Source organism: Halioglobus sp. D3-4 (assembly GCF_055809315.1).
The window spans coordinates 2,080,874-2,103,173 of sequence record NZ_CM147907.1; the positions used below are offsets into that span (position 1 = coordinate 2,080,874).

Annotated in this window: 18 protein-coding genes; 8 read left to right on the forward strand and 10 right to left on the reverse strand. The window is 57.6% G+C overall.

Going from position 1 to position 22,300, the window contains the following annotated elements:
* The first annotated feature begins 33 nt into the window (after positions 1-33).
* Both AC0L6S_RS08980 and AC0L6S_RS08985 read left to right on the forward strand, forming a co-directional pair.
* Entirely contained in the window at positions 34-1,968 is a 1,935-nt protein-coding gene (locus tag AC0L6S_RS08980; RefSeq protein ID WP_473428142.1) for a pentapeptide repeat-containing protein, read from the forward strand.
* A gap of 83 nt (positions 1,969-2,051) precedes the next feature.
* The gene (locus tag AC0L6S_RS08985; protein ID WP_473428143.1) at positions 2,052-3,290 is read left to right on the forward strand and encodes an NADH:flavin oxidoreductase; all 1,239 of its coding nucleotides are present in this window, start codon (positions 2,052-2,054) and stop codon (positions 3,288-3,290) included.
* Positions 3,291-3,378: 88 nt separating this feature from the next.
* Here the strand turns inward: AC0L6S_RS08985 and AC0L6S_RS08990 are convergent, their stop codons facing one another.
* The gene (locus AC0L6S_RS08990; protein ID WP_473428144.1) at positions 3,379-4,875 is read right to left on the reverse strand and encodes a flavin-containing monooxygenase; all 1,497 of its coding nucleotides are present in this window, start codon (positions 4,873-4,875) and stop codon (positions 3,379-3,381) included.
* Positions 4,876-5,100: 225 nt separating this feature from the next.
* Between AC0L6S_RS08990 and AC0L6S_RS08995 the strand changes: the two genes are divergently transcribed.
* Positions 5,101-6,114, forward strand: coding sequence for a helix-turn-helix transcriptional regulator (locus AC0L6S_RS08995; protein WP_473428145.1), 1,014 nt, complete (start codon positions 5,101-5,103; stop codon positions 6,112-6,114).
* Here AC0L6S_RS08995 and AC0L6S_RS09000 read toward each other — a convergent pair.
* The 4 genes from AC0L6S_RS09000 to AC0L6S_RS09015 form a co-directional block, all read right to left on the reverse strand.
* A complete protein-coding gene (locus AC0L6S_RS09000; protein WP_473428146.1) occupies positions 6,101-6,529 on the reverse strand; it encodes a hypothetical protein in 429 nt (142 codons plus the stop codon). The two genes, AC0L6S_RS08995 and AC0L6S_RS09000, sit on opposite strands and share 14 nt — an antisense overlap.
* 452 nt (positions 6,530-6,981) lie before the next feature.
* Positions 6,982-7,635 carry a response regulator gene (locus AC0L6S_RS09005; RefSeq protein WP_473428147.1) on the reverse strand — a complete coding sequence of 218 codons (654 nt, stop codon included), beginning with the start codon at positions 7,633-7,635 and terminating at the stop codon, positions 6,982-6,984.
* A complete protein-coding gene (locus tag AC0L6S_RS09010; RefSeq protein ID WP_473428148.1) occupies positions 7,619-9,997 on the reverse strand; it encodes a PocR ligand-binding domain-containing protein in 2,379 nt (792 codons plus the stop codon). The genes AC0L6S_RS09005 and AC0L6S_RS09010 overlap by 17 nt, the downstream gene beginning before the upstream one ends.
* Before the next feature lie 285 nt (positions 9,998-10,282).
* Positions 10,283-11,233 (reverse strand): GGDEF domain-containing protein, encoded by a 951-nt coding sequence (locus AC0L6S_RS09015; protein WP_473428149.1) that lies wholly within the window; start codon positions 11,231-11,233, stop codon positions 10,283-10,285.
* A 372-nt stretch (positions 11,234-11,605) separates the two neighbouring features.
* Between AC0L6S_RS09015 and AC0L6S_RS09020 the strand changes: the two genes are divergently transcribed.
* The 3 genes from AC0L6S_RS09020 (at position 11,606) to AC0L6S_RS09030 (ending at position 14,044) form a co-directional block, all read left to right on the forward strand.
* Positions 11,606-12,481, forward strand: coding sequence for a DMT family transporter (locus AC0L6S_RS09020; protein ID WP_473428150.1), 876 nt, complete (start codon positions 11,606-11,608; stop codon positions 12,479-12,481).
* Between the two features lie 89 nt (positions 12,482-12,570).
* A complete protein-coding gene (locus AC0L6S_RS09025; protein ID WP_473428151.1) occupies positions 12,571-12,966 on the forward strand; it encodes a hypothetical protein in 396 nt (131 codons plus the stop codon).
* 37 nt (positions 12,967-13,003) lie between these two features.
* Positions 13,004-14,044: a transporter gene (locus AC0L6S_RS09030; RefSeq protein ID WP_473428152.1), complete on the forward strand. Its 1,041-nt coding sequence runs from the start codon at positions 13,004-13,006 to the stop codon at positions 14,042-14,044.
* A 123-nt stretch (positions 14,045-14,167) separates the two neighbouring features.
* Here AC0L6S_RS09030 and AC0L6S_RS09035 read toward each other — a convergent pair whose 3' ends face one another.
* Entirely contained in the window at positions 14,168-14,968 is an 801-nt protein-coding gene (locus AC0L6S_RS09035; protein WP_473428153.1) for an alpha/beta fold hydrolase, read from the reverse strand.
* A gap of 120 nt (positions 14,969-15,088) precedes the next feature.
* Between AC0L6S_RS09035 and AC0L6S_RS09040 the strand changes: the two genes are divergently transcribed.
* Positions 15,089-15,475, forward strand: coding sequence for a DUF4870 family protein (locus AC0L6S_RS09040; protein WP_473428154.1), 387 nt, complete (start codon positions 15,089-15,091; stop codon positions 15,473-15,475).
* Positions 15,476-15,563: 88 nt separating this feature from the next.
* On the opposite strand, the gene AC0L6S_RS09045 is transcribed toward AC0L6S_RS09040, so the two are convergent.
* Positions 15,564-16,379, reverse strand: coding sequence for an SDR family NAD(P)-dependent oxidoreductase (locus AC0L6S_RS09045; RefSeq protein ID WP_473428155.1), 816 nt, complete (start codon positions 16,377-16,379; stop codon positions 15,564-15,566).
* 9 nt (positions 16,380-16,388) lie between these two features.
* A complete protein-coding gene (locus AC0L6S_RS09050; protein WP_473428156.1) occupies positions 16,389-17,432 on the reverse strand; it encodes a MaoC/PaaZ C-terminal domain-containing protein in 1,044 nt (347 codons plus the stop codon).
* A gap of 296 nt (positions 17,433-17,728) precedes the next feature.
* Here AC0L6S_RS09050 and AC0L6S_RS09055 point away from each other — a divergent pair, with 296 nt between their 5' ends.
* Positions 17,729-18,490 (forward strand): SDR family oxidoreductase, encoded by a 762-nt coding sequence (locus tag AC0L6S_RS09055; RefSeq protein ID WP_473428157.1) that lies wholly within the window; start codon positions 17,729-17,731, stop codon positions 18,488-18,490.
* Between the two features lie 23 nt (positions 18,491-18,513).
* Here the strand turns inward: AC0L6S_RS09055 and AC0L6S_RS09060 are convergent, their stop codons facing one another.
* Both AC0L6S_RS09060 and AC0L6S_RS09065 read right to left on the reverse strand, forming a co-directional pair.
* Positions 18,514-19,266 (reverse strand): SDR family NAD(P)-dependent oxidoreductase, encoded by a 753-nt coding sequence (locus AC0L6S_RS09060; protein WP_473428158.1) that lies wholly within the window; start codon positions 19,264-19,266, stop codon positions 18,514-18,516.
* A gap of 181 nt (positions 19,267-19,447) precedes the next feature.
* The gene (locus tag AC0L6S_RS09065; protein WP_473428159.1) at positions 19,448-21,994 is read right to left on the reverse strand and encodes a TonB-dependent receptor; all 2,547 of its coding nucleotides are present in this window, start codon (positions 21,992-21,994) and stop codon (positions 19,448-19,450) included.
* Positions 21,995-22,300: the final 306 nt, after the last annotated feature.

Sequence of the window (22,300 nt, forward strand, 5' to 3'; positions counted from 1 at the left end):
GACCAGCGCCCGGGGCTTGACTTAACTGGGGGTATGGATACCCGCGACGCTGCAGCCACCCACTTCGATGGCCTGGATTATATTCTGGAAGAGCACGCCGACTGGTTAACCAGCAATGGCAGCAGTGGTCGTCGCGCGGTACTCGCAGAAACTGATCTGGCAGGCGCTGAACTCAACGGCTGCACACTGCAGAAGGCCGATCTCTCCGGCGCCGATATGCACAGTGCCCAACTGGCCGGCGCGGACCTGCGCGGCGCGGATCTCACCGCCTGCCAACTCGATGGCGCGGTGCTGGAAAACGCAGACCTCAGCGATGCCATACTGGTGCGGGCCCAGTTTGGCAATGCCCGAATGCAGGGCGTGCGAGGTCTCGCCAAAGCGCAGCTGCGGGACGCCGACCTGGGCGATGTCTGTGGCCTCACCGCAGACGATATTGCCGGCGCCGACCTGACCGGCATGCGCCTGCCGCCAGCACTGGCCAGTATCGATCGCATAGGGCATCTCGGCGATGTTGCGGGTATTGCCCGGGGGCTGTACCTGTTTCTGCTGCTGGTGAATGCGTTTATCGTGCTCACGGTGTTCTCGACGCCGGATGTATCCATCTTTACCAATGCGCCCTCAGCGGTGATGCCGAACCTGTCGACCAGCATCCCGGCGGCGTCGCTGTTCTGGATAGCACCCGTCATCCTGGTCTTCCTGTTCGCCTACCAGCAGTTTTATATGACCCGGTTCTGGCAGAGTATCGCGAGCCTGCCGGATGTATTGCCCGATGGCACCCGCATTGAACGCAGCGCCAATTCCTGGCTATTTATGGATCTTATTCGCCTGCGTGAAGGCATGTCGGCGGCGGGGTTTCGTGAGGCGCTGCTTATCTTCCTGATGTGGGGCGCAGTGCCGGCGACGCTGATGGCGATCTGGTGGCGCTATCTTCCGGTGCGGGACTGGCCCGTCACCATCGCCCATATCGGTATTGTGCTGCTGGCCGTATGGGGTGCACTGCGGCTGTTCAGTGGCGCGATGACACAGTTACGCAGGGAGGCGTGGCGCGTCCCAAACGCATCGCGCATCCTGTGGCTGCTCGGTGCTGCGATGTTCGCGATCAGTCTTTTCTGCCACACCCTGCCCTGGCTGCTGGACAGGTTTGTACAAGCGCCGCCCGACCCGGATTTCGCCTATCCGGAAGTGCTGGGCCTCAAACCGAAAAACGTGCGCTGGCTGACGGCGGATATCGAGGATGGTGACCTGCAGGGCACGGCCATGACGCATTCCGATTTGCGCTACGCCTACGGCCACCGCGCGAATCTGGTCGCGGTCAATCTGAAGGACAGTGTGGTTTCTGGCTCGGATTTTCAACGCGCGGATTTCAGTCGCGCGCTGCTCGAGGACGTGGACCTGTCCAATGCCAACCTCGATTCGGTGCGCTTTCGCAACACCTGTCTGCGCCGCGCCAGCCTGGTGCGTTCCGATCTCGAAGACAGCGATTTCTCCGGTGCCTATCTGGGGCGCGCGGACCTGAGCTACGCCTACCTCGGGCGCAGCCGGTTACAACACGCCAACCTGCAGGGCGCGCGCATGGTCGGCGCGGATTTCGAGGGCGCCGATTTGCGCGGTGCGGTGTTTAACTGCTATGTCTCACACCGACACGATACGCGGCGCGAACCGGTGGTTCAGTGCGCTGAACTATCCGGCGCAAATTTCAGCGGCGCAGACCTCACTGGCGCGCAGTTTATAGGCACCGACCTTAGCGGTGTAACCAGCCTGACCAGAACACAATTACAGTCTGCCTGTGGTGTGAATGTGCGCCTGCCAAACGGCCTGCAGGGCGCCCTGCCCAACTGTGGCAGTACTTCCAACACCGGTATCTCCCCGGCAGCGCTGGCGGAAGGTTCCGGGACGGTGCCCGAAGACAACCCCTGCTGGCACGAAATGCGCAGTGATTTTCACCCCGGCCCGGCCACTGAGCCGTAATTGCACCCCCTCTCCAATGCCGGGTAAAACTGCTAGGATAACCGCCGATATTCCATAACAACTATGACTCGTCGGGTTACTGCATGAACGCACCTGCCTCGCCATTCGATCCAATCACTCTCGGCCCACTTACACTGCGCAATCACTTTATCAAGTCCGGCGCAAACGAGGCGATGTGCCTCGATGGGTTTCCGACCAAAGCACTGGTGAAACACCACAGCGATCTCGCGCGCGGCGGCGTTGGCATGACCACCGTCGCCTATATGTCGGTAGCACGCGAGGGACGCACCCTGCCCAACCAGATCTGGATGCGCCCGGAAATCCTGCCGGACCTGAGGGCACTCACCGATGCCGTGCACGCGGAAGGGGCGGCCATCTCCGCGCAGATCACCCACGGCGGCTCGTTTGTCACCGGTATGAAAGTGAAAGGCCGCACCATCAGTTCCAGTGCCGGCTTCAACCCCGCCGGCGCGCTCAAGGGTAACTTCCTGCAGCGGGCCATGAATGAAGACGACATGACACGCGTGATCGCGGAGTTCGTCACCGCCGCACAACTGGCAAGGGATGCTGGCTTTGACGCCGTAGAACTGCATATGGGGCACGGCTACCTGCTGAACCAGTTTATCTCGCCGCTGAGCAACCGACGCGAGGATGAATACGGCGGCAGTGCAGAAAACCGCGTGCGCTTCCCGGCCCGTGTACTGGCCGCAGTGAAAGAAGCCGTGGGCGAGACAACCGCAGTACTGGCAAAGATCAATGTCGCTGACGGCACCCGCCGCGGCGCCAAAGTCGAGGATGGCATCGTCACCGCGCAGGCACTGGAGGCCGCCGGTGCCGACATGCTGGTGCTGAGCGGTGGCCGCAATGTGGAGTCCACCTGGTTTATGTTCGGCAGCCGCATGAACCGCGAGGAAATCGTAAAAGTACTGAAGTCACAGGGTGACTGGCTCACCGCCTTCATGATGAAGGGCGCAGCCGCCAGCGAACCGGACGTGACCTTCAAGGAGATGTACTTCCTCGAATACTCGCGCAAAATTCGCGCCGCCGTCACACTGCCACTGGCCTATCTCGGCGGCATCAAGTCACTGGCCAATGCCGAGCAGGCGGTCGCGGAGGGGTTCGAGTGTGTGGTGCTTGCCAGAGCCCTGATACACGAGCCGGCACTGGTGAATAAATTTCGCGCTGGCGAGCTCAGTGAATCCGGCTGTGACAACTGCAACGGCTGTGTGGCCTATATCTACCACCCGGCGGGTACGCGCTGCGTATACCGCCCGCCCAACGACCCGGCATTAAACAAAGTGGTAGCGTCTGCGCCCGATTAAACGCGCGCGCCGCTGTCGCTTCGCAGCCCATTGTCGAATCCGGTCGAACAACTGAAGGCTATAGCTGCTCCGTCTATGGCAACGAAAGTTATGCCACCGTTTCCGCCGCTTCGCTCTCAGCCGCCGTAGTCAGCTCGAAGTGCTCCCAGTTCGGCTGCTGCATCTCGGCAACAAACCGATCGTAGTCCCACGGCCAACTGGCAGGCACACCCTGCGCATCCAGGTACCAGCTTTTGCAGCCGCCAACAAACCAGACGGTTGTTTTGGCGGCGGCAATTCGTCGCTGCTCAAACTCTTCCAGCGCAGTCTCTGATACACATATCCCGGCGCCCTCACTCGCGCGAACTTTTTCCAACAGCTGTTCAATGTAGTGCCACTGGTGCTCGGCGATATCGATGAGTGGAAAATTGCCCACCGGGCCATTGGGGCCGTTGAGCATAAAGAAATTGGGGAAGTCAGGCATGCTGATCGCGAGGTAGGCCTTGGGGCGCTCCTGCCACAGGCGCTCCATGGTCACGCCATTAGCCCCGGTAATCTGCATCGGCCGCATGAACTGGTCGGGTTTGAAGCCGGTGGCTATCACAATAATATCGAGCTCGTGCAGCGCCCCATCGCTGGTGCGAATGCCATTGGCTTCAATGCGCTCTATCCCTTCGGTGACCAGTGCCGCCTGCGGGTGCTGGATCGCCTGGTAGTAGTCCGGCGAAAAGATCAGGCGTTTGCATAGCGGTTCATGGTCGGGACGCAGTTTTTCACGCAGTACGGGGTCAGCAACACTCGCTTCCAGATTCTGCAGACAGGTGGCCTTCCAGAACTCCGCCGCCTCCGGGTTCTCGCGGGTAATCACCTGCGTGTAGCTGTTGACACTGGCGAGGTACTCCTCGGTCTGCATCACTTCTTCCAGCGCCGCCGGGTCATCGTGGAACGCGCGGCGCTGCTCCTCGCTGTAGGGTGTGTTCTCTACCGGCATGATCCACTGTGGTGTGCGCACATAGTGCTCGATCAAATCGACCTTGCCGGCCAGCGCTGAGATAATCTGCACGCCGGTTGATCCGGTACCGATCACGCCTATGCGCTTGCCTTCCAGCGGCACGCTGTGGTCCCAGCGCGAGCTGTGAAACAGCGCGCCTTGGAAGCTCTCCATGCCATCAATATCCGGGTAGCTTGGATGGTGCAGCACGCCGGAGGCCGCTATGACCACATCCGCAACATCGCGCTCACCGCTTTGCAACTGCAGGTGCCAACGGCCGTCGCGATACTCGGCGCTGTCGAGCTCCGCGTTGAAGCGGATAAACTTGTCGACGCCGTACTTGCGGCAGGTGCGTTCGAAGTATGCCTGTATCTCCGGTCCCGGTGGCAGATAGCTGCTCCAGTCCGGGTTGCGCTCGAAGGTGTATGTATAGTGGTGTGAGGGCGTATCGCAGGTAAGGCCGGGGTAGGTGTTCTCGCGCCAGGTTCCGCCGACGCGGTCGGCCTTCTCATAGATCGCAAAATCGTCTATGCCCGCCTCCTGCAATTTAATGCCGGCGAGAATTCCCGACATTCCCGCACCGATGACCACTACTCGAAAAGGCTTCTTCGCCATATCCCGCCACTCCTGCTCGCTGATTGAAGTGGGCATACAGTAACGCGCTGCGGGACGCCTTATAAGCACATTTATGCTCATCATTATTGGCATTACTGCTACATCTTACCTAAACTCAGTCTAAACCGGGTTCAGCACTGCGGGCCACGCAAGCTGCTCAGTCGACACCGGAAAACGCGGCAGAATAGGGCTGCCGGCAATTCCTCAACATCCAGGGAGAGCAACATGTCCGAAATCGCCAAATCCGACGTCGAACTGGCGCTGCAACCCCTGGTAGAACTCCTGCAACAGGAACTGGCCCACGCGAAGATCAGTCTACCGGGGCCGCCACCGACCTCCATTTCCGAGTTTGCCCACTGGTACCTGGAAGCAGTGCAACGGCTGGAGCAGTTTGTCGCCAGCGCCGATGCCCATGCACCTATGTCCCGCACCGAGGTCGAGCTGATGTGTCGCTGTGTAATGAGCGCGGTAGATTTGCGCGAGGCTATAGCCCTGCTTAGTGACTACACCGCGATGCTGCACCCCCGCGCTGGGCAGATCAGGCTCTCCATCGTGGGAGATACTGCCGTATTCCAACTCGATTCACTGCGCAGCGAGCGCAGCAGAGCGGCGACCCTGATCGACATCACCGGATTGTTCTCGTTCCTGCAACTGCTGCAGTGGCTGGGCGGTGCACAGTTTCCACTGCAACAGGTGTGCATCGGGCCGCTCGAGCGGGAAGACCTGATTCCCTTTCTCAAGCTCTTCCGCGCCCCGGTACTGGCAGGCGGTGACCAGTGCAGTCTGGAATTTCCGGCGACGCATCTGGCGCGGCCTGTGGTGCGCACGCGGGCCGAGTTCACAGAGTTTTTCGAGCTGTTCCCCTGCGCGGTATTTCATGATCCAGCACACGGACTCACGCAGCAGGTTGACGCACTCATCAGCGCAGCGGTGATGCAGGGCCGGCCCATTCCCTCGCTGGAAGAAGTGGCGGCAACGCTTGAGCGACCGCCCTCCACATTTCGCCGGCAACTGCAGCGCGCCGCCACCTCGTTTCGTCTGCTGCGAGACGACTCTCTTCAGGCACAGGCACAGCGCCTGTTACTGCGCGGGGACATGTCCATTGAACAAATCGCCTCCAGACTGGGTTACAGCGATGCCAGCACCTTCAGGCGCGCGTTTCGCAAATGGTGCGGGGTCGCGCCTACGCGATGGAGTGCGGGCAATGCGCACTCATCGCATACCGCTAATGACGCCTGAAGCTGGTTTGAGATAGGCTGTGGAGCAACGCCAGGGCATCGTCCCGGTTGGACAGGACGGCCATTGGCCAGTGTGTCGGTCGCGGCTGACGCATCAGGCAGCAGGCGGCCACATCCGTGAGCGGTTTATCGGAAACCAGCGCAACTGCCAGCAGATCATCCACTGCGCCGAGGGCCGTCTGGGCCTGGAAATCGTAACTGTGCGAATTGCATTCATTAACCAGCAGACAATAGGGTGCTACCAAGGCGCCGCGCAGCAGGCTAAAACACTGTTCGACCATCGGGCCGGACACTTCCACCCCCTCATTGATGACCACCTCTGCAGTCGTCTCGGAGTGGATAACGATGGAACAAAAATCCAGATCAAACGTGCCGGGCTCGTCGCAGGTGGGATATAAACGTTCAAGCGATTGCATGATAACTTCACCTCCCGGTGGCATGTTACCTCCATGTAATTCAGTCCCATTACCGCTGTGGGTCGATCAATGAATCTGGTATGCCCTCTTTTACCTTATAAAGCCCTCTTTTGCCCTATGAAGCCCGTTGCACCGTTCGCGCGCCGTTTGGTCGCCTGCTTCCGGGCCGATGTTGTTGTTCGGACGCGTCCTCGCCCTGCGCCTGGCAGGCACCGCCAAGCACTTTGTTCCACGCCAGGGAAAGCGTCATCCCGGTGAGATTGTAGATCTCCCTGCGCCTGCATCTGGCACACCTGCAATGATCCATTGCTTGCACCCTCTCTCCTCTTGAATAGTGGTCTCGCTATAGAGAATTTATTGGCATCGAATTCTTAAGGCCTTTATAAGCCTTTTTGCGGATGCGGGGCAATCGTAAGATATATGCTATCGACTCATAAAAACTATGAGATTCATCAGGCGTCGCTGGAGACAATACCCTCGCGGATGGCGTAGCGCACCAGATCCGCGATACTGCGGGCGTTAAGCTTTTGCATGAGATGCTGACGGTGTGTGTGGACGGTAGGCACGCCAAGGCCGAGCTTGGCGGCCACTTCCTTGGTGGGATAACCCTCCGCCAGCAGTTGCAGCACTTCGCGCTCACGCTCTGTCAGGGTTGCAAAAGCACTCCCGGCGGACACAGTGCGATTTCTGGATTCCACAAAATCGCCGAGCACTTCCGGACTGATGTACATTTTTCCTTCGCTGACACAGGAAATAGCTTCCAGCAGTTCACTGGCCGCACAATTCTTTGGTACATAGCCACTGGCACCGGCATTGAGCATTTCCGAGACCATGCGGCCCTTTATGTGAATGGACAACCCCAATACCCGGAGATGCGGATAGGTGGATAATAGCTGGCGTGTAGCTTCAATGCCATTGAGCTCCGGCATATTGATATCCATGACGACCACGTCGGGCGCCCCCGCCTCAACCTGTGCCATCAGCTCACGTCCGTTCCCCGCCTCCCCGACTACCGCCAGATCCTCGCGGGAGTCCAGCAGGCTGCGCAGGGCAGAGCGCATCACCTCGTGATCATCGGCGAGCAGGATTTTAATTTTGCGCTTCATGCGTCTCCTCCGATGGCACACTAAGCACCACCTCTGTCCCTTTCCCTGGAACCGATTCAATCTGCAAACTGCCGCCCGGATGGCGGATATACTCGCGGATGTTAAACAGGCCGAAGCCCCCTGACGGCGAAAACCCGCGGCCCGCCATCGTCGCGTCAAACCCGACACCGTTGTCTCTTACGCGGATCTGTACACAGTCACTCAACACCTGCAGAGTCACGCCAGCCCACTGTGCACCCGAGTGTTTCATCACATTGATCAACAGTTCGCGCGTCGACCGGTACAGGGCTATTTTGGTGTCCATTGAAATAGGCAACCGCACCAATGCGCCCTCGAATTCGAAGTGGATGGAGTGCTCGTGTGTCATACTGGAGCACAGCTCATCCAGCGCAGCCGCCAACCCCAGTTCAGAGAGCATCGGACAACTCAGTTCGAACGTCAGGGAACGAGTTTCATCCAACGCTTCCTTCACAATGCCGCAGACGGTGTCGAGTGAATCAACCGCTTCTTCCGGTAAAGGCGACTCCTTGAGCAGGTTCAATCGCAGCAGCGATGAACTCAGAAGCTGGCTTACCCCATCGTGCAGCTCCCGCCCGATACGCTCCCGTTCACGCTGCTCTGCCAGCGACAGCTCAGAGGCCAACCGCCGCAACTCCTCGTGATTTTTCTCCCTCTCCTTTTCGTACGCTACGCGCAGGGTATTATCGCGGATCACGCCGCAGAGCAGGACGCGGCCCTGCAGGGTGAAAGAAAAGGCGGTAATTTCTATCGGGAAAATCGTGCCGTCCTTTTTGCGGTGGCGGGTTACGAAAGTCGGGACCGGCTTTTCCGCTCTGACCTGTGGAATCAATGTCTCTGCCAATTCCGGCTCTGCAGTGACAGCGGAATGTTTCAACTGCAGAAATTCCTGGCGGGTATAGCCGTAAAGCTTGGTCGCGGCGTCATTGACGTCGACAAACTGACGCGTTTCATAGTCGAAAATCATAATGGCGTCGGATTCCGACTCAAAGAGTTTGCGGTACTTCTCCTGACTTTCAGCCAGCGCCTGGCTGGTTCGCTTCTGTTCCTCGATAAAACGGGCCTGCTGTACGTTCTGGTAGGCGGCTGTCGAAAGCTGCCGGGACAACGTATACAGGGCCTGCGCGATCTTGGCAAAACGTTCAGCCGTCATCACCGGCGTCTGGTAGTACGCCTGTATCAGCTCTGATTCGCCTGCCCGGATACGGTGAGCGTAGGCGCGCACCTGCTCCTCGCTCCAGAGTTCGTCGCGCACCTGCCCGATCAGCCATGTCGCTACGTGGCGTCCGTCGATCTCGATACCCGCTCCGGCATCCCAAAGGCCACTGCTCGGCGACTGTGTGATGACCGGACCATCTGGATGAGACTGCTCTATCTCAGTGGGAGACGTGAAGAAATCGACCACCGTACCCTCACTGCTGCGGGGCATGATCTGGCAGAGTTCAACGAAATTACTCGGCTGTGTAATAGCGCTGCCCTCTGCATCGATAATGATGGAGGCGACACCGGTTGCTGTGGAGAACTCATCCTGTATGCGCTGTATTTCCGACAGGTCAAAGAGATCTTCGAAGGCGATGCCCTCCGGCTGCGCCAGCGGATGCGTCAGAGCGAGAACCCGCTTCTGCAGCGCCTGTTGCAAGCGCTTGATCTCGCTGACATCCATGAAATTAACCACCACGCGATCCAGCTTTTTATCCGGTGTGAACACCGGCACGGCACTACCTGTCACCCAGGTAATATCCGCACTATCCGGCTGTTTTATGCCCATACATTCGTAGGCAAAGCTCTCGCCGGTTGCAATGACCCGGCTCAGCGGGTAGTCGGCAAAGTGCACCTCTGTGCGGTCTTCATTGAGAAACTGCCACTTGCCGGAAATGGGTTGCTTACCCAGCATTTGCTCGAGGCTGAGCCCGAGCAGACGGCAAGCCTGTGGGTTACTGTAGACAACGCTGCAGTCAGCGGCATGCACCACGACACCGACCAGCAGGCTGTCGACAGTCGATCTGAATCGGGCCTCACTGTCCCGCAGTGCTGCTTCCGCGCTTTCACGAAGCTCGGCGGAACGCCGATCAATTAATAAATCCAGTCGCTCGGCGAACTGGGCGGAATCTGGTTCGCACTGTTCAGGCGGCGCGTCACCCCGCGAGGTCGTGTTATCACTGAGGCCAGTATCGACACCCGCTCGCAGCTGTTGCCGCAGGGCTTTGTTCTCGCGCTCCAGTTCGAGCTGGTGTTGCTGCAGATTCTTCAGAAGTTGCTGGACACAGGCCGTCTCGAGCACGGGCGTCTCAAGTGGATTTTTCTGGAGCAGCGACTTTGCCTGCTTGTCTAGACTTGCGGACATCGAACTCCGTTCAGCCTCCCTGGTGATCCCTGCACGGCATACAAAAATCTGCATATGTATTCCAGGGCAGCTCGGAACGATGCGGCTTCGACGCAGAACCCAAAAAATGCATAACTGAGGGCATTCATTCGGTGTTACCGCTTTGTTCGGGGGCACCCGTGTGTATTAGCCGAGAAAAGGTGTCGGAAGTCAAGAACCCGCAATGGCAGGCAGCTTAAACCCTGACGGCAGGCACTTATTCAAAATATCCCGGAAGCTGGGAAAAGAGGTCTGGCTTGGTGATCGCTACTTTACAGTGTTGCGCCCGCTGTTCTTCGCAGTGTACAAAGCCTGATCGACACGCTGCATGAGCTTTTCCATCTGCTCGCCCACCTCCAGCTCTGCCACACCGATACTGCAGGTAAACTGAATTTCGTCTGGCGGGGTAGCTTCGATACTAGCGCGAAATCGTTCGGCCAACTCCAGAGCCACTTTGTAACCAGTGTTGGGCAGCAGTATGATGAACTCCTCTCCCCCAATGCGGCCTATATAGTCGGTTCTGCGACCGCACTCCATGAGGGTATCAGCTGTGCCCTTGAGCACGTTGTCACCCACCTGGTGGCCATAGTTGTCGTTGATACTTTTGAAGTTATCAAGATCGAGCATCAGTATGGACAAGGGTGTTTTCTGGCGCTGTGCGCGCTCGATTTCGATGTCGAGTATACGGGTGATCTCGCGGCGGTTGAGCAGGTTGGTCAGGGAATCCCGATAGGCGATTCGTTCCAGCTCCTGCGTCCGCTCAGCAACTTTGGCTTCCCGTGATGCGTTGCTCTGCTGCAGTGCTTCTTTGGCCAATTGCAGCTCTACCATTTTTTCTTTCATATCGGTTCGGGACGGCAGTGCCACCAATACCGGCAAAAGTTTCCAGAGCACGATTGCAGTAGTAAGGGACACAAGCCCGGTCAGGACTTTGGCCACGCCCTCCACGTAATAGTAACCGTGCCAGATATTAATCACGCCGATAAGGTGGGTCAGACCACAGAACAGAATGAAGGCGGCGAATAACAGGAAGAGAGAATTAAACTTGAGATCTTTGCGGATGAGGACAAGCCGCACCAGCACAATAGGAATCATGATGTAGGCAAGCGCTGTGATTATGTCACCGGCGACATGCAGAAAAAGCAGGTCCTCACGCCACAAAAAACAGTGGCCATGTGGCATAAAACTGCCATCCAGAAATTTATCGATTATTGTCATAGCCAAACTTTCTCTGGCAAAAAACCACCACGGTACTGCTGTCCGATACCAAACCGGCATCAGCACTGATAGACCGACCGGATTCTGCATGAAACTGGTGGTTGTTCGCCATACGGAACCTGCCCCTTGTCGATGCATTATATCCAAGTGCGTACACACGGGCACGAAAGTTACTGTTTCTCCACTCCTTTTTGTTAACTGTGTCCCGCAATATCACAGCATTCAGAGCCAGACACTCGCTAGACGATGAGCTGGCCGCCACTTTCAGTTTTTTTGAAAACTGATCGACACAGTGTAAGGTAGCGGCAGCGTCCCGCCTGAAATCAGAAATCACCCTGTTGGCGGGGTTCCTTCTTTAACTGGTACAGCACAATGTCCCTGCCCGAAATCACCCCACGGTTCCCTGTGGGCGCACGCTATATGCTGGTGTCCGCGCTCGGGTTTGCGCTGATGGCTGCCTGCGTAAAGCTGGTCGCCCTGCGCGGTATTCCACTGCTTGAGATTGTCGCGGCGCGCTCTCTGGTTTCGCTGGTGATCAGCTATGCCGACGTCCGCCGCAAGGGTTTGTCGCCCTGGGGCTCGCAGCATGCACTGCTCGCCGCCCGAGGCGTGATAGGGGCAATGGCGCTGATCTGTGTTTACTATGCGGTGACGACCCTGCCTCTGGCTGAAGCCACGCTGTTACAGTACATGCACCCGGTATTTACCGCGCTGCTCGGCCTACTCCTGTTAAAAGAGGGAATTACGCTCTCGACTGTGGCCTGTATCGTGCTCAGTATTGCCGGCCTGGTCGTGCTGGTGGACCCCGGCACGTTCGCAGGCACGTCTGCGGCCCTGCCGTGGTTCAATGTTTCGATTGCACTGCTGGGCGCATTTGGCAGTGCAGTAGCTTATGTACTCGTCAGGCGCCTCAGCCCACACGAGGATGCCTCGGTCATTATCTTTTATTTTCCGCTTATCGCACTGCCGTTGTCAGTGGTATTACTTGGCGACGAGTTTGTCATGCCCAATGCCGGCTCGTTGCTACTGCTGCTACTGGTCGGCATTTTCACCCAGATTGGCCAGCTCGGCCTGACCCATGCCATGCGCTTTGAAACCGCGGGAAAAGCCGCAGCATACTCGTATGTACAGGTCATCTTCGCGGTGGCGCTCGGCTGGGCAGTATTTGGGGAGATTCCTTCTCTGTGGACGTGGATAGGCGGCGCACTGATCATAGCCGGAGCACTACTGAACATTGTTCGGCGCTGATACCGCAGTGATAGCGCTGCACACGGCCGTAGCAGCTGTCACGCGGTATACTTTTTTGCAGGACTGAGGGGCAGCGTTTACAATGCCACATGCTTTCCCCCCGCTCCAGAAAACACACCGTATTGTCGGCCTTTGCGGCCCTTGCGATGCTGCTTCGAGTCGCGATTCCCTCGGGCTTTATGCCTTCGAGCGTGGACGACGGCTGGTTCCTTCAGTTGTGCCCGGATGGCCTGCCGACACATGTCATGGTGGCGCTGTTCGGCGAGCACCATTTCCATCATGGAGACAGTGACAGCGATACCTTCTTCCAGTGTGACTATGACAGCGGTGTCATCGGCGATGTACTGCTCGACGCCAGCTTCTCACCCTGCCCAGAAGCTGGCGGCATTGACGCTGCCACCGCCAGAATCGAATCCCGCAACGCCGGCAGACCGGCCCTTGGCTTTCTCTCGCGCGCACCGCCGCAGTACTCCCGTTTGATCTGACACCACTAGATATAAACCAAACAACGGGAGTAACACCATGAAACTCTGGATTACCGCGCCTGCGGTGATGCTCGTCGCCTGTACGTCAGCCTTTGCCGATATGCGCCCCGACTCGCACGCACCGATAAACGTAATGGGCGACCACATTCACAAGAAGGGAGAATTCATGTTCTCCTACCGCTATATGCACATGTCGATGAAAGACAACAAAGACGGTTCATCGGGCATATCGGACGACGAGATCGTAACCACGATACCCAACCGCTTTGGAATGCCGCCAACACTGCGCGTAGTCCCGACCGAAATGACGATGGATATGCATATGCTCGGCATGATGTATGCGCCGACTGATCGCATTACGCTGATGGCGATGGTCAATTATCAGGAAAAGGATATGACCCACATCACCTACGCCGGCATGATGGGTACCACCCAACTGGGTAAATTCAAAACCAGCACCAACGGTTTTGGTGACTCTGTGATATCCGCGCTGTACGGACTGACGGACGCCCATGCGGCGCACCGCTGGCACGCCACTCTCGGTGTCTCGCTACCCACCGGCAGCATCGATGAAGATGGCCGCATCCTCACACCGATGAATACCCAGCCCACCGTGCGCCTGCCCTATCCGATGCAACTGGGTAGTGGCACCTATGACTTACTCCCTGCGATCACCTACGCGTCCGATGCAGGCGCATGGGGCTGGGGTTCACAATTGAGCGCCACTATCCGCCTGAGCGATAACGACGAGGGCTATACACTGGGCAACCGGTTCCAGGGACAGGGATGGGTCAGCTATATGCTCAGCCCCTCACTCAGCGTGTCAGGCAGCCTGGGATACTTCGACTGGGGTAATATCGATGGCATCGACCCTGAGATTGCCCTGCCTGTGCAAACGGCCGACCCCAGCATGCAGGGCGGGCAGCGTGCGCAATTCGGGCTGGGTATGAACTACCTGCTCCCCGCCGAGGGGCACCGGCTGGCACTGGAAGCCACCGTGCCTGTATGGCAAAACCTGAAGGGGCCACAACTGGAAGTCGACTGGGGCGTGACATTCGGCTGGCAGTATACGCCCTGAACCGCTGGCATCTCACCGCAGCGGACCGCCTTGGATGGCGGCCGCTGCCGCGCTGGGCAAATCACAGCGCCAGATTGCTCCGGGCCAGACCAAAATGGCCAGAACTATCCCGCAGGATTGGCCTCAGCCATGCCTGGCAAGAAAGTCCAGCACCAGCGTGTTGAACGCCTGTGGCGCTTCCATATTGGTCATATGCCCCACACCTGACATTACCGCCTTTACTGCACCGGGAACACGCTGATGCACCAGCTCGGCGATCTCATGAAACTCGGGTAAATCGCGCTCGCCAATAATAACCAGCGTAGGCGTGTCGATAGAATCAAGTTGTTCTGCCGCCGGCGGCTCCGTTGGCTGCCATGAATCCTTGTTGAGCCAGTGCCAGCCTGAATAGTCCTCCACCATCTGCCTGAGGCGCTGCGCTACCTGTGGGTGCTCAAGCGCCGGGGCAAACAAAGCCCCGGCCAGCCAGCGCCGTCGCGCCGCCTCTATCCCCGCACCTACGGCCTCATTTCGCACCGCGGCCGAGAACTCACCGTAGTCACGCCACTGAAACTCTCTCAAACCCGCATCGGCCAGAATCAGTGTCTCTGTCATTGTGGGATAGGCAAGAACAAACTCTGTTGCCACCGCGCCGCCGAGCGAAAGCCCGAGGATATGCGCGCGCTCCTCTCCAACATGGGCCAGGAGCGCCGCCAGGTCGTCTGCCGGCGTATACGGCTCGCCCGTCGGTGGTGCAGACCGGCCAAAGCCGCGCATATCATAACGAATGACCCGGTACTCTTCGGCAAACGCCGCTACTTGATCGTCCCACATGCGGGTATCGAGGGTATTGCCGTGAATCAACACCAGTGCAGGGCCCTCGCCCTCTATCGCATAATTAAGCTGTGCGCCATTGACGTGCGCAGTGCCCTCGGTTGGCTTCATGTATCTCTCCGGGCCTGTCCCGCCCTGTCGCTGCTGAATGTCCGATTGATGCTCCACCGGTAACCGGCGTACAATTTGTACCACACACCCCGCTCCCCTGCAGCCAATTCAGGATACGTCATGCAACAGACCCCCAGCACCAATATGATCAACCTCACCTACCTGATCTATGGCCTGCATTTGTTCAGTGCAATCAATGGCGTACTGACCAGTGCCTTTATCGTCACGGCATTTCTGAGCGGCTGGCCCTCCATACTCGCGGTGATTCTCAACTACATCCAGCGCGATGACGCCCGAGGCACCTACCTGGAATCGCATTTCCGCTGGCAGATACGCACATTCTGGTATGCGCTGCTGTGGCTGATCATCGGAGGCGTGCTGGTAATAACGATAATCGGTATTCCACTGGCCCTGGTTATGGTGGTCGTGGTGGGGCTGTGGGTGCTGTACCGAATGCTGCGCGGCCTGGCCCGGTTGATGGATAAAGAGCCAATGCCGCTACCCTAGCGGCGTGCGCCGAACACTACCCGCGCAATCGGCGGGATTACGATACGCCGCAGTCACCGAAACGATTCAATACTGCGGTTGGCAGAGGCTATCGATCGACAGCCTGGTTATCGAGATTGGTGATATCAAAGGCGGGCACATACAACTGTGAGTTCTTTCCCCCGTCTACCGGCAACACAACACTAGTGATAAACGAGGCGTCATCAGAGGCCAGAAAGCAGATCGCATGGGCGACCTCCTCAGGGGTCGCTGCGCGCTGCATCGGAATGGCGTCAGTGATAATTTTTTTCACCGCGTCATTTTTGAGTGTTGCCGCGTTCAGTCCCGGGGTGTCGACAGCACCCGGGGCCACCACATTTACTCGCACATTGTGCGGCGCAGCTTCCATTGCCGCGCACTGGCTGAACTGATTCAGTGCAGCCTTTGCTGCACCGTACGCACCTGCAGCTATCCCGGCGCGCAGACTGCTCACCGAAGAGACATTGATGATCGACCCGCTGCGCTGCGGAATCATAATGCGCATCGCGGCCTGCACACCGATAAACACACTGTCGACACCGATACCAAAATTGGCGCGCCAGTCTTTTAATGTCTGGTCCACCACCATCCCCCCGATCACCGAGGGCGCATTGTTTACCAGCACATCCAGTCGACCATATTTTTCAGCCGTGTCGTTAATCAAAGCCGCAAACGCATCCGTATCACCCACGTCCAGGGCATAACCGGTGAATGTCCCACTCAGGCCCTTTGCCGCCTCGTCCAGTTCATCCAGCTTTGCTTTGCGCCGCGCGCAGCTCACCACATGCGCACCCTCCGCGACAAGCTGGAGCACCGTACTTCTGCCGATGCCCATACTGCCACCTGTGACAACAGCGACCTTGCCTTCAAACCGTGATCTGCTCATATCCATGTCCTACAACGTTGTTTTCGTAATTGGCAGCGCCAGCGTAGCACTGCCGGATGTGTGGTAGCCCTGACTATTGCGCCCCCCGAATGCGACCTGTACCCGGTTTTCATCCGCGCCGACTTCCAGGCCGGAAACCTGGCCCTCCATCACCATCACATCGCCCGGAAAATTGGGCGCCATCAGATTGAACTGCAATTGCCGCAGGCGGCTGCCCGCCCCGGCCCAGTCACTGAGGTAGCGAGCTGACAAGCCGCTGGTGGTGAGGATATTCATAAAAATGTCCGGCATACCGGCGGCCTGGGCGGCGGGGAGATTGTGGTGCACCGGAATAAAATCCTGGGTCGCGATTGCGCCACCGACGATGAGCCGGTGCGTGATCGGTATACGCAGTTCGGGCAGGGAATCACCAATGCGCAATGCACCGGGGTCAACATCTGCAAAATCCGACTGCCACGTCTGCCTTTGTGATTGCTCTGCCACACCTGTGCCGGCTGTACCGGGAGCGTCGAGGCCCTGCTCGGCATCGGACTTATCCACCGCTTCAGCCAAAACCGCGGGTTGGTATTGATAATAGGTGATCAGGGCCTCGGCGAATAAAATATTCCCGGTAGTGAGGTATTCAACACGCTCGGTTACAAAATAGCCGGTGCCCAGCCGCGTGGTTTTTTTGTCGCTGATAGCCACCACGGTGGTGAAGTGCTGGGCGCGCTCCCCTACCCGCAGGTAGTGGTGAAAGTGGATATCGTAACTGACCGCGACATTTGCCGGATAACCGAGCGCGCGCATGTCCTCAAACACCTGGTAGGGCTGTGCTTCGGTGGATCCTGGCGCGTACCGGTCATTGATATCGCGCATCGTCCACATCTGCATCATCGCGGGCGGTGCGATCTGCTTGTCACCTGAGAAATAGCTGGGGTTTTGATCGCCCATCGCTGAACACCACTGCCAGATCTGCGTCGCGCTGACCGGATTGTGGCTGAGATATGGCCCCAGACGCTGCCCCTTCAATCTCTCCAGCTGTTGTGACTCTTCGCGCATTGCGTTCGACATAGACCCTACCGACTGAATATTCCCCGACTCTGCTTGTCTACCCACGGCATGACACAGCATGGCACCACCGAACGGTAACCGGCATCCACTATACCCGCAGCGAGGTGGTGATCGAATCGACCTGAGGCATCGAATTTGTAAACAAATACTTTCAGTTTAGCTTTCGCTACCGGCGCCGACTCATCGGCGAAGCGGCAGCTAATGCTAATACATTCGAGCGATTCGGTTCTGTCGAGCACAACAGTACAGCGCTAACGTGTCGGGACACTCTCACAGCACAAAGGCGGGACGAAACAATGGGTACCTATGTTATAACCGGCGGAGCCAGCGGCATCGGTGCGGCCATCGCCACGCAACTGGAATCGGAAGGACATACGATTATTGTGGTTGATATCCAGCAGGCCGATATCGTCGCAGATCTATCCAGCGCGCTGGGTCGAACTGCAGCGGTCGCGGGTATCAGGGACGCTACGCGCAACGAGTTCAGTGGCCTGGTGACGTCTGCTGGCATCGGCTCACATATCCCGGATCAGGGCTTGATCGCAGCCGTCAATTATTTTGGTAGCGTGGACCTGATTGAAGGTTTGCTACCCGAATTAGCTGAGCACAGCGCCTCGGTGTTACTGATCTCTTCCAACTCTGCGCCGATGGAAACCAATCCAGCGTATGTGGACGCTTTGCTGGCCCACGACGCGAGCAGCGCCACGCGTATCGCCTCTACCATGGCATCGCAGCCAGTCTACTCGGGCTCAAAACAGGCGGTTACCCGCTGGATGCGCGCTAACGCTCAGGCCTATGCCGCCCAGGGTATACGGATGAATGCCATTGGCCCGGGATATACTCGCACGCCGCTGAGTGCAGCCGTCGAAAACGACGCTACATACAGCGCGGCAATCAAACAATTTGTTGAATCCATACCCGTAGGCCGCCCCGGTCTGCCGCAGGACATGGCAGATGCCGCCAGCTTTCTGCTCAGCGACAGGGCGGGATTTATCTGTGGCGCCATACTGTTTGTCGACGGCGGACACGACGCCATGCTCAGGCCTGACCAGTTCTAGCAGCGCAACCCTGCGCAGCCTTCTCAGCCGAGATTGGCCTGCCCGCCATCCAGTGCAATGCTCTGACCATTCACATAGCCCGAGGCGTCAGAGCACAGCATCACCACAAACCGCCCAATATCTTCCTCACACTCCCCGACCCGCTTTTGTGGAATGGAGGCGATAAACTCCGCCGCCTCCTCGGGCCTGTTTTCAATCCACCACTTGAGGCCCGGTGATTTCGCGTGCGGCAGAATCACGTTGGTACGAATACCCTCCGCGCCCCACTCGCAGGCGGCGGCTCGAGTCAGAGAGCGTATCGCTTCTTTAGTGGCAGCATAGGCACCATAGCCCGTCATATCCCAGCGCATCGCGGCGGCACTGGCCAGATTGATAATGCTGCCATCGCCGGCGAGGTGGGGCCGGCATAATTTCATCAGGCGGAACGTTGCCAGCGGGCCAGATTCCCAGCCTGCGGCAAAGCTTTCATCTGTGACATCATCGAGTGTACCAAGCGGCACCTCCTGGGCATTGTTCACCAAAATCTGCAGGCCGCCAAAATGCTCCAGCACAGTGGCCAGGCACTGCTCCATTGAGCTGAGCGATTTGACATCACAGACCACCGGCAGTGCGTCGCCACCACGCTGCTTGATCATTTCACAGGTATCCACCAGCTTTTCCCGAGTGCGCCCCGTTACGGCGACACGGGCACCCTCCGCGGCCAGCGCCAGAGCGATACCCTGCCCTACGCCCTGTCCTGCACCGGTCACCAGCGCTATCTTTCCGTTCAAAAGCATGCAATTTCTCCGATTGTTTCCACAGTATGGTTACAGAGTAGTCGCCACAAACGTCTACACCAAGCAAAAAAAAACCGCGCCCTGTCCGGGCGCGGCATATAAAGCCCGCAAAGTCTGTGTACCTGGGGAACTCATGCCATGCAATAAAACCAACCGGCGTGATGTTCCCCGCGTTGTGCGATCAATACTCGTATGCCACTTCTATACCGAAAGTGCGCGGGTCACCATAGTTTTGTGTGATCAGGCCAACCTCGTTGCCAAAGTTGATACCGTAGAGGGTGTAGTCCTCGTCTGTCAGGTTTTTACCCCACAATGTAAAGCGCATCATCCCGCCACCCAATTCAACATTTTCCAGGCTAAGGCGCGCATCAACCAGGGTGCGAGCGTCCATTTCCCGGTTCTCATACAACACCGGCACTGTGGGGCCACCTCGACTGACAGCGACCAGCGCTGGATAGGCCGCGGATGCATACCATTCATCCTGCCAGTTGAGGTTTAGGTAACCGGTTATTTCGCCCCATGAGGTACGTGCGAATACGTAGTCGGCGTACAAGTTGAATTGGTTATCGGGTGAACCACCGCGTTCGGCATAATCTTTGCCAATAAAGCAGTCTGTTGGGTCAACCATGCCACAAAGATCGGGGAACTCATCGAAATCACCGTGGATATAGGCATAGCTTATGCCTACGATGAGGTCATCAATTGGCGCTACCAGAACCTCCAGTTCTCCGCCCCAACGCTCGGCTTTACCTGCGTTGGTAATGAAGGATGTCGGTGTACCGTCAATGGTTTCTATCAAGCTAACCTGCAGATCATCGTAGGTGTAGGTATACAACGCAGCGTTTATACGCAGGCGGCTGTCCCAAAGCTCGCTTTTCACGCCGATTTCATACTGATCGATGGTCTCTTCCTCAAACGGTGCGCTGTCGAATGATTCACCGTTGAACCCACCACTGCGGTAGCCATTGCCATAGCGAAAGTAGGTATTGATCTCATCGGTTGCCTGATAGGCCACTGTAAAGCTGCCGCTCCAATTGTCGAACGACTTGTTGTCACTGGCGCTTCGAGGCGGTGTTGTGCCAGACAATGCACCGACAAACGCCCCGTCATCCCAGTCGATGTCCTTATCTTCCTCGGTGTAGCGCAGCCCTACAGTGAATGACAGGCGATTATCCAACCAGCCAGGTGTCCAGGTCGTTTGACCGTAGGCTGCCCAGGCTTCGGTGGTCATTTTATATCGTGCCTCACCGATCGGTGCCACTGGCACCAGCGAAGTAGACGTGCGCTTGTACTTCGCCGTGTCGTCGAAGTAATACAGGCCACCGACATACTCAAATTGATCGGTGGAGCCTATGACCTGAAATTCCTGCGAAAACTGGTCATAGTCGGACCGGCTGTTCTGCGAGAAATGCAGCGCACCTCCCTCTGCATCAATCTGGTCCCAGAACGCATCTACCGGGAGGAAGGGTTGATTGACGCCACCCGTTGCCCCATATATCGAGCCCAGCGTCAGGTGCGCGAAATCGTTCCAGGCGGCGACACCGGCGGCGTCGTTTCTGCTGTCGATTGAATCTATATCACCGCGTGCCTTGGTTGTGTTGCTACGGTACCCAGTGATCGACTTGAACGTAATGTCGTTCTTTTCCCAGGCCAGCGTCAACCCATGCCCCTCGGTGTCTGACTTGGAGCGAGGCGTCACATCAATCCCTGCACGATTGCGTCGACCCTCACCGGCACCAATGCTTTGCTGGTAAACATCGATAGTCTTTTGCAGCGATGGAATCCAGCGCGAGGCGATACGCGGGTCAGTACCGGGAGCGGCGGCCCAGGCCTGCGCCTGTGCCAGTGTGCCCTGAAGCGCGGCGACCCTGTTTGTGCCAGCCGCGCCCACCGGATTGAATCCAACAACAGCGTCCAAATTGTTGACCTCATCCAACTGGGAGCCGTCATAGGCATAATCTACCCGCAAATTTTCTGTGATGTCCCAGGCCAGACCGATACGCCATGCCTGCCGATCGAGATCATTGAAGTCATCCCCGGTCGTTGTGTTGGTGTAGAAGCCATCCCGGTTGCGTGTCTGCACGCCGAAGTTAGCCGCGAGTTGGCCAGCCCCGACACCGACCTGACCGATGGACGGCGTATCAACATTGATCTGCGCTCCGTAGTAATCGTGATTCCCCACAGAACCTATGGCCCGCACACCGAACTCTCCGCTGGGCTTGCGGGTGATGTAGTTCACCGCGCCGCCGGTGGAGTTGCGCCCGTACAAGGTACCCTGCGGGCCTCGCAGCACTTCGATCCGTTCCAGTTCTGCGACATCGGTGGATACGCCGGTCATTTTTCCGAGGTAGACGCCGTCCATGTAGATACCGACAGCAGGATCAAGCGACAGGTTCGAGGGGGAACCACCGGAGACGCCGCGAATTGACAGGCTCGTATTACCCCTGCTGCCCGGGGCGGTGAAGCCACCCACACTGGGTATCTGACCGAGCAAATCTGCTACATTGGATATGCCGCGCTGCTCAATATCTTTCTGGCTGAATGCGGTGATTGCAATAGGGACTTCCTGCAGACTTTCTGTGCGTTTCTCAGCGGTAACGACAACTTCCTCAAGCACTGTGCCGTTCGGGGCCGGAGTCTGGGCCTGTGCAGGCGCGACCATTGCTGAGACCAACGCGGAAACGGCAATCGCCAATGGGTGTACAGATGTTGATTTTCGTAGTGACATAGCCATCTCTCTCTTTATGTATTTATGAGGTCGGGGGCCAACAGCTAACTCCCCCGCAAAACAGGATGTACAACGGTTAGAAGTATGCTGAGATTAGAAAATGCTGGACACAACAAAGCAGACCAGATTTATGAACAAATCAATTCAGGTGCTAACAATGAAAAATCGGGCACACGGTTGTGTGCCCGCAAAGACAGGTCTACTTAGGCTGTAACTTACGTTTATCGCGCTTTTCCTGACGCTTTTCCTTCAGGCTTTTCTGCGCTTGCTTCTTGGTTCTGTCCTTATTCATGATTAATGTTCTCC